This window comes from Amycolatopsis sp. NPDC043885 (assembly GCF_056435685.1).
This window is the reverse complement of record NZ_JBWKEA010000024.1, coordinates 43,292-55,782: the sequence shown is the minus strand read 5'-3', so window position 1 is coordinate 55,782 and position 12,491 is coordinate 43,292. Positions and strand designations below refer to the sequence as shown.

At 68.2% G+C, this 12,491-nt stretch carries 12 protein-coding genes and 2 pseudogenes; 9 read left to right on the top strand and 5 right to left on the bottom strand.

Annotation, left to right across the window (positions count from 1 at the left end; translation table 11 throughout):
* Window positions 1-83 precede the first annotated feature (83 nt).
* Entirely contained in the window at window positions 84-347 is a 264-nt protein-coding gene (locus tag AC069I_RS40290; RefSeq protein ID WP_478228826.1) for a hypothetical protein, read from the top strand.
* Here the strand turns inward: AC069I_RS40290 and AC069I_RS40285 are convergent.
* The gene (locus AC069I_RS40285) at window positions 338-928 is read right to left on the bottom strand and encodes a CGNR zinc finger domain-containing protein (protein WP_478228825.1); all 591 of its coding nucleotides are present in this window, start codon (window positions 926-928) and stop codon (window positions 338-340) included. The two genes, AC069I_RS40290 and AC069I_RS40285, sit on opposite strands and share 10 nt — an antisense overlap.
* A 97-nt stretch (window positions 929-1,025) precedes the next feature.
* On the opposite strand from AC069I_RS40285, the gene AC069I_RS40280 reads away from it, so the two are divergent.
* Window positions 1,026-1,793 carry an MBL fold metallo-hydrolase gene (locus AC069I_RS40280; protein WP_478228824.1) on the top strand — a complete coding sequence of 256 codons (768 nt, stop codon included), beginning with the start codon at window positions 1,026-1,028 and terminating at the stop codon, window positions 1,791-1,793.
* Between the two features lie 51 nt (window positions 1,794-1,844).
* A complete protein-coding gene (locus AC069I_RS40275) occupies window positions 1,845-2,588 on the top strand; it encodes a dienelactone hydrolase family protein (protein ID WP_478228890.1) in 744 nt (247 codons plus the stop codon).
* A 286-nt stretch (window positions 2,589-2,874) separates the two neighbouring features.
* Here the strand turns inward: AC069I_RS40275 and AC069I_RS40270 are convergent, their stop codons facing one another.
* Window positions 2,875-4,041, bottom strand: a complete 1,167-nt coding sequence (locus AC069I_RS40270) for an epoxide hydrolase family protein (RefSeq protein WP_478228823.1) — start codon at window positions 4,039-4,041, stop codon at window positions 2,875-2,877.
* Window positions 4,042-4,122: 81 nt separating this feature from the next.
* Between AC069I_RS40270 and AC069I_RS40265 the strand changes: the two genes are divergently transcribed.
* Entirely contained in the window at window positions 4,123-4,689 is a 567-nt protein-coding gene (locus tag AC069I_RS40265; RefSeq protein ID WP_478228822.1) for a CGNR zinc finger domain-containing protein, read from the top strand.
* Window positions 4,690-4,700: 11 nt separating this feature from the next.
* A complete protein-coding gene (locus tag AC069I_RS40260) occupies window positions 4,701-5,390 on the top strand; it encodes a class I SAM-dependent methyltransferase (protein ID WP_478228821.1) in 690 nt (229 codons plus the stop codon).
* On the opposite strand, the pseudogene AC069I_RS40255 reads toward AC069I_RS40260, so the two are convergent.
* Window positions 5,387-6,197: pseudogene (locus tag AC069I_RS40255) on the bottom strand (NAD-dependent epimerase/dehydratase family protein). The gene AC069I_RS40260 and the pseudogene AC069I_RS40255 sit on opposite strands and share 4 nt — an antisense overlap.
* A gap of 51 nt (window positions 6,198-6,248) precedes the next feature.
* On the opposite strand from AC069I_RS40255, the pseudogene AC069I_RS40250 reads away from it, so the two are divergent.
* Window positions 6,249-6,751 (top strand): annotated as a pseudogene (locus AC069I_RS40250) (TetR/AcrR family transcriptional regulator).
* 89 nt (window positions 6,752-6,840) lie between these two features.
* Here AC069I_RS40250 and AC069I_RS40245 read toward each other — a convergent pair.
* Entirely contained in the window at window positions 6,841-8,034 is a 1,194-nt protein-coding gene (locus tag AC069I_RS40245) for a tyrosine-type recombinase/integrase (RefSeq protein ID WP_478228820.1), read from the bottom strand.
* A gap of 137 nt (window positions 8,035-8,171) precedes the next feature.
* On the bottom strand, window positions 8,172-8,558 hold the full coding sequence (locus AC069I_RS40240; protein WP_478228819.1) for a cobalamin B12-binding domain-containing protein: 387 nt from the start codon (window positions 8,556-8,558) through the stop codon (window positions 8,172-8,174).
* 426 nt (window positions 8,559-8,984) lie between these two features.
* Between AC069I_RS40240 and def the strand changes: the two genes are divergently transcribed.
* From def to AC069I_RS40225, 3 genes are all read left to right on the top strand, one after another.
* Window positions 8,985-9,605, top strand: a complete 621-nt coding sequence (gene def / locus AC069I_RS40235; RefSeq protein WP_478228818.1) for a peptide deformylase — start codon at window positions 8,985-8,987, stop codon at window positions 9,603-9,605.
* 573 nt (window positions 9,606-10,178) lie between these two features.
* On the top strand, window positions 10,179-10,394 hold the full coding sequence (locus AC069I_RS40230) for a phosphopantetheine-binding protein (protein ID WP_340681980.1): 216 nt from the start codon (window positions 10,179-10,181) through the stop codon (window positions 10,392-10,394).
* A 17-nt stretch (window positions 10,395-10,411) separates the two neighbouring features.
* Window positions 10,412-12,475, top strand: a complete 2,064-nt coding sequence (locus AC069I_RS40225; protein WP_478267723.1) for a condensation domain-containing protein — start codon at window positions 10,412-10,414, stop codon at window positions 12,473-12,475.
* Window positions 12,476-12,491: the final 16 nt, after the last annotated feature.

Below are 12,491 nucleotides of genomic sequence, written 5' to 3'. Positions count from 1 at the left end.
CGGGTGCGCTATATGTTGGAAGTGGCAGGGAGAGTCAATCTCTCTGCCGTTGTCCTTGAGGTCGTCCTGAACCACTTCGACGGGTGGACACGGGACTGCGGGCGCTGATCACCGGCGAGCTGATCCTGCGGCCGATCCAAGCGCTGCCCATCGGCCACCGCTGGGACCGTGTCCCCGGTGTCACCCTGCTCGGGGACGCCGCCCACCTGATGTCGCCGTTCGCCGGAGAGGGCGCCAACCCTCGCGATGCTCGACGTAGCCGAACTCGGCCCGCCGAAAGCCTCGTCCTCTGCTTCGCCGAAGACTCCCCGAAGCCCCTGCTGGACCAGTTCGCGTCCTACCGCTGACCGACCGGCTGCGAGCGCCTGGCATAGGCGCGGGCGGCGCGAGCCCGGTCACCACAACGCACGGAACACCACTGGCGCCGCCCGTTGCGCAGGAAGAACCGCGTGCACGGCGGCGACCCGCAGGCGGCGATCCGCTCCGCGTCCGGACCGGTCAGCAAGTCCGCGGCGTTGGCGGCGAGCGTCGCCAACGCGTGCTCGACGATCTGGGTGATCGGATGCGACGCGGTGCGGTACAGCCCGCGGGCCGGGTCCCAGCGCAGGAGTTCCGCGGTGGGCGCCTTGCTCAGCGCTTCGTTGACGGCGTTGAGGGCGCTCTTCGGAGCCGGATCCGAGCACGACCTCGACGCGAGCAGCACCCGCACCTGCTCGCGCAACGACTGGACCAGTCCCGCGCACATCTCCTGTAAACCGGCGTTGACCGGGGCGAGCCCCTGTTCGGCGAGCCACTTCGTCGCGGCGGCCGGAGTGCCGAGCAGATCGGTGAACTGGCCGCCGGGCAACGCGATCGTGGTGTTGGCGAGCGCCAGCGCGACGTACTGCTCGGCGCCGGGGGCCGGGGGAAGGGCAGCGGTGTCGTTCACGTTCTCATGGTAGTTCCTCACGGAAGTTATTGAACTCGTCCGTGAGAACTGGCTAGAGTACTCACGGAAGCAGAATTACTTATCCGTGAGGAGAACGATGCGCCAGCTCGGCGAACAGCTCTCGGTCCAGGTCTCGGGCGGCCCGACCGCGGTGATCGACTACGGCGGCCTGCGATTCCTGACCGACCCGACCTTCGACGAACCCGGCCATTACGGGCGGCCCGACGGGAAACCCGGCCTCACCAAGACCGCGCCGGCATCGCTGAACCCCGCGGACCTCGGCCACATCGACGCCGTCCTGCTCTCCCATGACGAGCACCCCGACAACCTCGACCACTCCGGCCGGAAGCTGCTGGCGAACGTGCCCCTGACGCTCACCACGCCCAGTGGCGCCGGCAGGCTGGGCGGCACCGCGAAAGGGCTGGAGACCTGGGAGACGGTCGAGCTCGACCGGCCCGGCGGAGGAGTCGTGACCGTGACCGCCGCGCCCGCGCTCCACGGGCCGGAAGGCTCGGAGAAGGTCACCGGCGACGTCGTCGGATTCGTGCTCACCGGCCAGGGCCTGCCGACGGTCTACATCAGCGGCGACAACGCCTCGCTCGACGTCGTCCGCCAGGTCGCCGACCGGTTCGGCCCGGTCGACACCGCTGTGCTCTTCGCCGGGGCTCCGCGGCTGAAGCCGGTCTTCGACGGCGCCCTGCTCGTCCTCGACAGCGCGCTGGCCGCGGAGGCGACGCGGATTCTCGGTGCCCGCACGGTCGTCCCCGTGCACATCGACAGCTGGGCGCACTTCACCGAAGGCCGCGACGACCTGGTGACGGCGTTCACCGCGGCCGGACTGGCCGATCGGCTGCGGCTGGGCTGAGCTTGATCGTCTACGTTCGGGGTTACACCGACGAGACGAGGGAGCACCGCCATTCCCGCCACAACGCTGAGCATTCCCACCCCGGACGGCCAGTCCGACGCCTTCGCCGCCATCCCCGGCGACGGCGGAACGCATCCGGGTGTCCTCCTGTACCCGGACGCGTTCGGGCCACGCCCCGTCCTGTGGGACATGGCCCGCGAACTGGCCGGACACGGCTACTACGTACTCGTCCCGAACGTCTTCCACCGGCACCGCCCGGCACCCGTGTTCGACCTGCCCGAGCACATCACCACCGAAAACCGTCCCGCGCTCTTCGGCCAGATCATGCCGCTCATCGAAGCGCACACCACCGAACGCGCACTGAGCGACGCCGCCGCGTACCTCGACTTCCTCGCCTCCCGGCGCGAGGTCCGCGGCGGACCGGTCGCCACGATCGGCTACTGCATGGGCGCCGTCCTCGCGATGCGCACCGCGACGGCCCACCCCGATCGCGTCGCCGCCGTCGCCGGGTTCCATCCCGGTGCCCTGGTCACCGACCGGCCCGACAGCCCGCACCGGCAGATCCCGGGCCTCACCGCGAAAGTCCACCTCGGACTCGCCGAGAACGACATGACACCCGAGGCGATCACCGAGATCAGCCAGGCGTTCGACGCCGCCGGCGTCGGCTACAGCTGTGAGATCTACCCCGGCACCGTCCACGGCTTCACCATGTCCGACACCGACGCCTTCGACGAGGCCGGATCGCGGCGCCACTGGGAACGACTGCTCGCCCTCCTCGGCAGCACGCTGGGATGACCTGGCCCGAGAAGGACACCCGCCGGGTCTCGCTCCGGAACGGCCAGTGGTTCCTCTGGCACCTCGATGCCGACTGGGAAACGACAACGCGCGTGATCCGCGTCAAGGAAGACGGCACCGGCGGACAGGTTCTCGTTCTCGACCCCTACCACCACGCCTTCCTGCCCACGCAGACGCAGGTCCGCCGCGCCATTCGTGACGCCTTTCGCGCCGGCTGGCAGCCCGCCGCGCGACGACCGCCGCTCGAGATGGTGTTCGACGGCGAGCGCTTCGTTCCCCGAGAACCTCAACGACCCGCTGCGGCCAGTACCGCCGCTAGACCTTCCCTCAGGTCCTTGACGAAATATCCGGGAACCTCCAGCGACGGGAAGTGACCCCCGGATTCGGGAGACCTCCAGCGAACGATCCGCCGGTACCGCTCCTGCGCCAAAGGACGTGGGCATTTCTCGATGTCGCGGGGATACATGGTGATCGCCGACGGGACGTCGACCCGGAGTCCGGGGTCCAGGGAATCGTGGCTTTCGTAGTAGATGCGGGCCGCCGACGCGCCGGTCCGTGTCAGCCAGTACAGGGTCACGTCGTCGAGAACGCGGTCTCTGGAGATCGTCTCGAACGGACCGTCTTCGGTGTCCGACCACTCGGCGAACTTGTCGAGGATCCAGGCGAGCAGCCCGACCGGTGAGTCGACGAGGGAGTAACCGATGGTCTGCGGCCGGGTCGCCTGCTGTTTCGCGTACGCCGCGCGACGGCCCCAGAAATCACGGGTCTGCTCGGCCCACTCGCGCTCGGCCGCCGTCAGCCCGTCCATGGACAACCCGGGCGGCCCCTGCGCGAACGTCGTGTGGATGCCGAGTACGTGCGCCGGGAACCTGCCGCCGAGCACCGTGGTGATATTGCCTCCCCAGTCGCCGCCGTGGGCCACGAACTCGCCGTAGCCGAGCCTTCCCATCAGCTCCACCCACGCGGACGCGATCTTTTCGGTGCCCCATCCGGTGGTGGCAGGCCTGTCGCTGTACCCGAATCCCGGCAACGACGGGGCCACGACGTGGAACGCCGGCGCGTCCGCGTCCTTCGGATCCGCGAGCTCTTCGATCACGTCGACGAACTCGGCGACGCTGCCCGGCCAGCCGTGGGTCAAGATCAGGGGAGTGGCATCCGCACGCGCGGATCGGCGATGCAGGAAGTGGATCCCCAGGCCGTCGATGGTCGTGCGGAACTGGCCGATCCGGTCGAGGCGCTCTTCGAACGACCGCCAGTCGTACTCCGTGCGCCAATAGTCCACGACCTCGACGAGGTCGGCGAGAGGAACGCCCTGGTCCCATCGGCGCGGGTCGGGCGCCGGGCGACAGACCGTCTCGGCCTCGGGCAGCCGCGCCGCGGCCAATCGCGCCCGCAGCTCCTCGAGGTCGGCCTCCGTCGCCCGGCTTTCGAATGCTCGCACCTCATTGGTCATGAGACCTCCTGGCGTTGCGGAACCGGCTAAGACGGTTCTAACAGTTCCGGCCGACGGTGTGCAACCGGCTAAGGTGGTTCCATGCCTGCTGGGTTTCCCGACTTCCGCCTCGGTAGCGTGCTGGCGACCAGCTTCACGGCGACTCTGACGGAGCGTCGTGGCGACGCCGTCGAGCGCATACCCACGCCGCACCGGCTCGTGGACTGGCTGGCCGTGAACGGCCTCGACGTGGGCTCCTGCACCACCGCCCAGCTCGACCTCGCCCGTGAGCTGAGGGAAGCGATTCACGCCACCGCGACCGCGACCGCGCTCCAGGACACGCTCCCCGCGCCTGCCGTCCGGGTCATCAACGAGTGCAGCGCCCGGGGCCGGGCCGCTGCCGTCCTGACACCCGAGGGTGAGCGGCGATGGCGGGTTTCCGGCGTGGAAGACGCCCTCAGCGTGATCGCCGCCGACGCGATCAGCATCATCGCGGGTGAACGCGACGGACGATTCGCCTTGTGCGCGTCACCGACCTGCCGGGCCGCCTTCTTCGACACCAGTCAAAGCCGCACCCGCCGATGGTGCGACATGAACACGTGCGGGAATCGCCAGAAGAAAGCGCGGTTCAACGCCAACCACCGCAAGAACCCCGGATCGGCCCGGTGAAAGGCATAGCGATGGAGAACGACTACGACGGCTTCGCCGAGGCATACGCGGCCGAGTCCGAGAACAGCCTGATCAATGCCTACTACACACGGCCCGCGATCCTGAACCTCGCGGGGGACGTGGCCGGCAGGCGGATCCTCGACGCCGGCTGCGGCGCAGGCCCCCTGTTCGAGTCGCTGCGGGAGCGGGGCGCCATCGTGACCGGCTTCGACGCCAGCACCAAGATGCTGGAGCTGGCCCGGAAACGACTCGGAGACGACACGGCCCTCCAGGTCGCCGACATCGGCGCCCCGCTGCCCTTTCCCGACGGCGCGTTCGATGACGTCATCGCGGCCCTCGTCCTGCACTACCTCGAAGACTGGACCGCTCCGCTGGCCGAGATCCGGCGCGTACTGAAACCCGGCGGCAGGCTGATCATGGCCGTCAACCACCCGCTCCTGTTCAAACTGGTCCATCCCGACTCGGACTACTTCAAGATCGCCAAGTGGTCCGACGAGTACTCCTTCAACGGCCGGAAAGCCGTGCTGACGTACTGGCATCGCCCTCTGCACGCGATGACCGACGCGTTCACCGCGGCAGGTTTCCGGACCGCCGTCATCAGTGAGCCCCATCCGGCACCGGGCGCGCACGAGCGCTTCCCCGAGGAACTCGCGGGCAAGACCGCCTTCTTGAGTTTTCTGTTCTTCGTCCTCGAGGCCTAGGGCTGGATGTTCTCGAGGTCCTTCAGCAGGCTCGGGTGCTGGGGAGTCCAACCGAGCGTTTGGCGGGTGTGGGCGCTGGACGAGGGCTGGTCGGCCGCGAAGATGACGCCGAGAGGCCCGTAGGTCTCCACCGGCACGGATTCGACGGGCAGTCCCAGCCGCCCACCGATGACCCCGGCGATGTCGCGCACCGGGTCGCCCTCGTCGGCGACGGCGTGCCAGGCAGTGCCTGCTTCGGCCTTCTCCAGGGCGAGCCTGAGCAGGACCGCGGCGTCGAGAGCGTGCACCGCGGGCCAGCGCTGGGTGCCGTCGCCCGGGTAACCGAAGACTCCGCTCTGGCGCGCGATCCCGGTCAGCACGCCGGCGAACCCGCCCGTGCCCTCGTCAGGACCCCGGTGACCACGCGGCCGCGGCCGCCGACCGGCCCGTCGGTCGGAATCGGGTCACTCTCGGTGGAGGCGCGGCCCGGCGTGGCGGGCGTGCCCGAACAGGTCACGAAGGGCGGCCGGTGCCGACGAGCGCCTCACCGAGGGTGGCGAGGGCGGCGCTTTCCTCGGCGACCGCGTTCGCCACGGCTTCGGAGCTGCTGAAGTCGTTGGCGAAAGCCAAATGGATCACTCCGTCCACCTGGGCGGCGGCGGTCCGCAGGACGTCCAGATCGGCCAGACCGCCTCGGATCGGCGCCGAAGCGGCCTTAACCGCGCCCTCGGAGCGGGCGAGTGCGAGGACAGTGTGGCCGTTGCCGAGGAGTTCGGCGACCACGGCGGACCCGATCAGGCCGGTGCCGCCGGTGATGAAGACGCGCATGGATTCTCCGTAAAGTGATGGGACAAGAGTCCCATCACAGAGAATGAGCCCATGGGTCGATGGGTGCCGGACGCGCGTGAACGCCTCGTCGTGGCGGCCGTCGACCTGTTCACCGAGCAGGGCTACGACGCCACGACGGTCGTGCAGATCGCCGAACGGGCCGGGGTCACCAAGAGCACCTTCTTCCGGCACTTCCCCGACAAGCGCGAACTGCTGGTCGCCGGACAGGAAACGCTGAGTCGGCTGTTGACCGAAGGGATCTCCGAAGCGCCCGCGGAAGCCAGTCCGCTCGAGGCGGTCGCCGCGGGTCTCGTCCGCGCGTCGACCGCGATGGGCCCGATGAGCCGGGAGATCGCCCGCGGCTCAAGGCCGCGGTCGCCGCGAGCGCCGAACTTCAGGAACGAGACGCCCTCGCCAGCGAACTCGGCGTCCTCGCCTTCAAGCGGGGCTACGTCGAATGGTCCGAAGGCGACCGCGCTCCCGAGGACGACTTCGCCGCCTTTCTGATCAAGGCTCTCGACGAACTGCGCGCCGCGAGCGCGTCCCTGGGCTGAGCGGAAACCTCAGTCGAACAGCCGTCCCAGCCGCGGCGTCAGCAGCCGCCTCGTTGCCGGGCCACCACCCTGGCCCGCGTCACCATGGGTCAGGTGCCGCTCGGGTGCCAGGCGTCGGCGACGAGGTCGACCGCGCTGCGCGCCGGGTCACGGGCCGCGTGATCGTAGACGCCGCTGGTGGTGTCGATGCTGGCATGCCCGACGTCGGCCTGCACATATTCCAGCGAGGCCCCTGCCTCGACCGCGGCGGTCACGTAGAAGTGCCGCAGCGCGTGGGGATGCATCGCCTCGGCGACGCCGGCCAAGTCCTGGCCGCCGGCCGCGGCGAGACGGCGCAGGAGCTGCCAGATCGCCTGACGGGCGAATCGGCGCCCGCCACGGGTCACCAGCAGCGGGCGGTCTGAGGGCAGGGCGCGGCGGCTGGCGCCGGTCACCACCGCGGTTCCCGTACCGTCCGCACGCAGCGCGAGATACTCCACCAACGCGCGCTCAGCGGGCACACTCAGATACACGATGCGGACTTTCCCGCCTTTGCCGCGCACGCGTAGCGCCCGCCGCCCCCGGGTCACATGCAGGTCGGCGTCGTCGAGCCCGCACAGCTCACTGACCCGCAAACCCAGCGTGAACAACGCGACGATCGCGACCGCGCGTGCGACATCACACGCACTCGCGCCCCGCCGCGGTGTCCCCGCCGCCTGATGTAATGCCGCGACCTGCCGGGTCGTCAAGGTGACCGTCGCCGACGTGCTCGCCGCTGCTGCGGTCAGCCCGAGCCGCCGCCGGTCCAGCGCTGCCGGGTTTGCCGCCACCAGCCCCGCATCGGCCAGGGATGCGTACATGGTCTTCACCGTCGCCAACATCCGGTCCCGCGTCGACGGCGCCGCTCCCGCCGACTCCAGGTCCCTCAGCCACGTCTTCACCTGTGCCGATGTCGCCACCGTCGGATCCACCCCGTTGGCCGCGCACCACCGCAGCCAATGGCAATCCCGTAACCGTCCCCGGCCCGCGGGCGGAGGTCCTGCCCGTCCCGGCGGCTTGGCCGCGGGCGCGATGACGACGGCCTCGGCGTAGTCGGCCAAGGCGTCAGCCCACCGATCCCGGACCGGGGCACCGATCCGGGGCCCCATCCAGCCGCCGATATCGTCGGTGGTCACCGGCAGCCCCAGTCCTTCGGCGTAAGTACGGCGGGTCTGGTGGTTGCCGTATCCGGTCAACCACTCCGTGATGCCGGAGAGCAGACCGGCCGGATCCGTGACCCCCGGCCAGACTTCGCTCTCTCGCACGGGTTTTCCGGGTGAGGCAGCGGCTGAATCGAGGCCGGACAGGAGTTTCACTGTCGGGTGTCCTCCGGGCTCCGGTCGGTCGCGACGATCATCCGATCACCGTAGTGGTTGTGCCGGGTACACAAGAACAGCGGAAATCATGCCATCGAGGCCGGGGCGAGGGTGTCCCGGACCCAGTCGACGATTTCGGTCGTCGCGGCGCCGGGGGTGAAGATCTGCGCGACCCCCATCGCGGCCAGCTCTTCGATGTCTTCGGCGGGAATGATGCCACCGCCGAAGACGACGATGTCGGTCGCGTCCTGTTCGGCCAGCAGGTCGAGAATGCGCCGGAACAACGAAAGGTGCGTTCCCGACAGCACGGACAGGCCGATGGCGTCGGCGTCTTCCTGCACGGCGACACGCACGATCTGTTCCGGAGACTGCCGCAGCCCGGTGTAAACAACTTCCATGCCCGCGTCGCGCAGAGCACGCGCCACGATCTTGGCGCCACGATCGTGGCCATCAAGACCGGGCTTGGCGACCACGACCCGGATCGGACTCGGCAGTGGACGTCCCGGCGTCGGCGCGTCGGTGTACATGCTCCTCCTCGAAGGGTTGCTCGGGGTCTGCACTTCCGGGATCGTGAATCGATGCGGGCGCCCGAATTCTCACCACCTCCGGCGGTGCGGGTGAGGTCCAGGCATCCCTCCGCCTCGCGTGGTGTCACGATACTTCGGCGACGGCTCCATCTGCCAGCTTCGGTCCGATTCTCCGCGGAAACGGGAACTCGCTTTGTCGCACGGATGGCTCTGTGTCGTTGCGGGACCGGCCATTTCGCCAAGGTAAAGTGAGCCCATTGAACCAAATCCAACAGGCTTTCCTGGTCACGGGACGGCGAATTTCGGAGGGATCGCACGACGATGGCAACTATCCCGGTCACTGACCGCCGCACCCGAGTCCAGGGTGTGCCTGTGGACGGCGACTACCCTGCCCGTGCGCCCGAGGCCGCGCGTGGCCAAGTCCTGCGGGTCACGGTCGTGGGGGAGGAGATCCTTCACCGGCCTTGCGCCCCCGCGCGGACGGAGTTCGGTACTCCGGAACTGTCCCGGTTGATCGACGACATGTTCGTCACCATGTACGTGGCCGCGGGCTGCGGCCTTGCCGCAAACCAAGTCGGCGTCGATCTGCGCCTGTTCGTCTACGACTGCTTCGATGACGACGGCGTGCGCCACGTCGGCCATATCCTCAATCCCACGGTCGATCCACTCGGTCCACGTGAGCGACGTCTGCTAGACGCTCATGAGGGCTGCCTTTCGGTGCCAGGTCCCACCGCGGCTTTGCACCGCGAGGAAAAAGCGGTGGTGCGCGGCCAGGACAAGGACGGGAACGAGCTGGTGATCGAGGGCACCGGATATTTCGCCCGTTGTCTTCTGCACGAGACCGATCACCTCGACGGTCTCCTCTACATCGACCGGCTCGCCAAGCGCCGGCGCCGGTCGGTGCTCCAGGAGATGGCCGACGTCATGGAAGACGTGTTCGCGCAGCGAGTGGAACGCGCGCGAGAGATCGGTGCCACCGAAAAGGGGAAGTAGCCGCGGCGCCTCCGGGGTCTGCTCACGGCTGTCCGGACCGTGCCGGCGACCCGTTCCTGCCCTCGAGTATCGTCCGGGGCCGCTGAGGAGTTGTGATTACTCCTTTCAGCGGGCCCGGACTGGTTCCATCGGCGCACACTTCATTTCGTCCAGCTCATCCCGTGTCGCCGCCGAGCGGCCGAGCGATAGTGCGAAATGGGAAGCAAAGCTTCCACGAATGAGCGAGAAGAGCTTTTTTTGCCACCGCTGGACAACGAAATTCGTGACATGCCCGGCGAGTCTCATCTTGACGCCCTCATCGGCCGGTCGCCTCGGGATGGCCAGTGATCGGGGGAGGATACACGCGTAATCGGCATATCCGTCCTATGTCCCAGGTGTCCTGGCTTCGTTACGACGCGGGTCGACTCCTTGCCGCGAAACCATTTCCTCAGTTCTTCGTGGACAGCTCGGGGTGGCGTCTGTAAGACTGGGATCATTGGTCATCACCAGGTAGCGCGAACGATAAGTCCCCAACCAGGAGGGTTACGTTCCTTGTCGATATCCGGTCCCCTTCTCACTGCCGTCGGCGAGACGGTGTCCAGAGTTGTCTCCGACGTCCTCAAGCAGCCGGTGGCGCAGACGGCCAACCTGCTCAAGCTCGGGGTCGACTCTTTGGTCGGCACCCGGATCGTCGTTCTCATCCGCTCCGAATTGGAAGTGGACGTCCCACTTCTGCTGTTGTTCGAAAACCCGGTGCTCGGCGACTTCGCGGCAGCGGTGACGGACCTCGCGCAGGAGCAGAGCGCCTGACTGTCCCTCGTCGAGCGATGGAAGAGAGTCAGATGCGGGGATGCGGGGAGACCGTGCCATTGACGATGGCGCAGGAACCGGTGTGGCTGGAACAGCTCCGGCATCCGGAACAGGTGAACGCAGGATTCTTCGTTGTCACGATGATCGGGACAGTGGAGGCCGACGCGGTCGCTGGGGCCTGCGCCGAAGTTTGCCGAAACCATCCGGAATTGCGCGGAACAATCGTCGACCAGGATAACCGGTACTGGTTTCGGATCAACGACGCCGAAACGGTATTCGAAATCGAATACCCCATTGTTCCGTGCGCGCCGGGCGCCGAGAACGAGACGGCCCGCGCCTGGTATCGCGCCCGGCGGCCGCTGACATGGGACTTGACGTCCCGTGCTCCCATCCGTTTCTTCCTGCTCGACCACGGTGATGAGCGGCGGACGCTGGTGATCGCGGTTCATCACATCGCGTTCGACGGCCGGTCCAAATTCGTGTTCGCGCGCCAGTTCGTCAGTGCCTTGCGAGAGATCCGAGCGGGGGTTCGCCCGGCCGCGGCCGTCGAAGCCGTCGCTCCGCTGGCCGGCTCCGACGACTTGGACAAAGCCGGGCTGGCGGCGGCGACAACCTATTGGCAGGGGCACGACCTGCGCACCTTTCCCAGCCTGGTACTGCCCGTGCCGAGTCGCGTCGATCCTGTGTCGAGTATGGCCGCGACGTCGAGATTCGAACTCCCCGAGCAAAGGTTGCGGCGGCTCGCCGCTCTCACAACCGAAGCCGGGACGAGCTTCTTCTCCGGTCTGCTCGCCGTGACCGCCGCCCAGCTCGGTCGCTACGGAAACGACCGCTTCGCGTTGTCCATCCCGGCGGACACGAGTACCGCCGCCACCAGGGAACGCATTGCCATGCAGGTCAACATGGTTCCCTGCGTGATCGAGCATGCGCCGCGGGCCGGCCTCCGGGACCTGGTCACCACGGCCGGACGTGCCCTGGCCGACATCGACCGGTTCCGGCGGGTCCCGTTCCACCTTCTGATGCGCGAACTCCGCCAGAGCTATGGCGTCGACATCGGGCCGAGCATCTTCGATCGGTTCGGCGTTTCCTACCCGCGAGTCGCAGCAGACTTCGGCGAGGTTCCGGGGCTTGTGCTGGATTGGGATTTCTTCGCGCCGAACTCGTCCCAGTCCTTCCAAGTCACGCTTCAGCTACGAAAGACCCCGGAAGGCGTATTCGGCCGCCTGGATTACGCGACCTCCGTTTTCGATGCCGAGACCGCCGAGGACTTCGTGTCAGGCTGGCACGAGACCTTGGAGCGGGCGCTCGCGGATCCCGACGAACCACTGTCTCGGCGTTCCGACAGTCCCGGCTGCCCGCTGCCCGTGGCACCCGTGCCGAAGTTCGAAGCCGGCACCATGATCGTCCCGGTCGACCGATTCCTCCCCACAGAGGACCGGGTGGCTTTCGTGAACTCGGGTGGCCGGATCGTGCTGGTACTCGACGACGACCGAGCCGGCCCGATCGCGTGGGGGGAGTGGGAACCGGCTCCGGACGTCCCCGACGGCGCTCTGATCTTGGCCCACAACACCGGGAACTGGCGACCGATCGTGGTCGCGCACGACGGGCGGGAACTGCCGGCGCGGGTTCCGGGAACGCTGGTGCTCCGTCCGCGGGATGGAGGACCCGACCTGGAAACCGAGATCCGCGCGCGCATCGATCCGAAGGGACGTCTCCACTACCTCGGCTTGGCGGGGCAGGCCGCCGATTTCGGGGGACGGCATCTCGAAGGCGCGGAGGCCGAGCGCCGGATCGCGGCGCTGCCGGGTGTGCGTGAGGTGGCCGTCGTACCCGGGGCCGACGCGAGCCGTCCGGCACCCGGGATTCTGCTGGCGCCGGACGGCACCGCCGAATCGGATCCCGCCTCGGAGAGGACGTGGCGCCGGAAAGTCCTTCGAGTTTGGCCGCCGGGAGCACCCCGGCCCACCGAAGTGGTGTTGACCGAACGGCTGCCCAGGGACCGGGCAGGGAGGGTCGACCTCGCGCGAGTCCGGTCGATCTGTCTCGATGCGACGAGCCCGTCGACCGCAGACATCCCCTAGGCCCTGGACGAAGGAC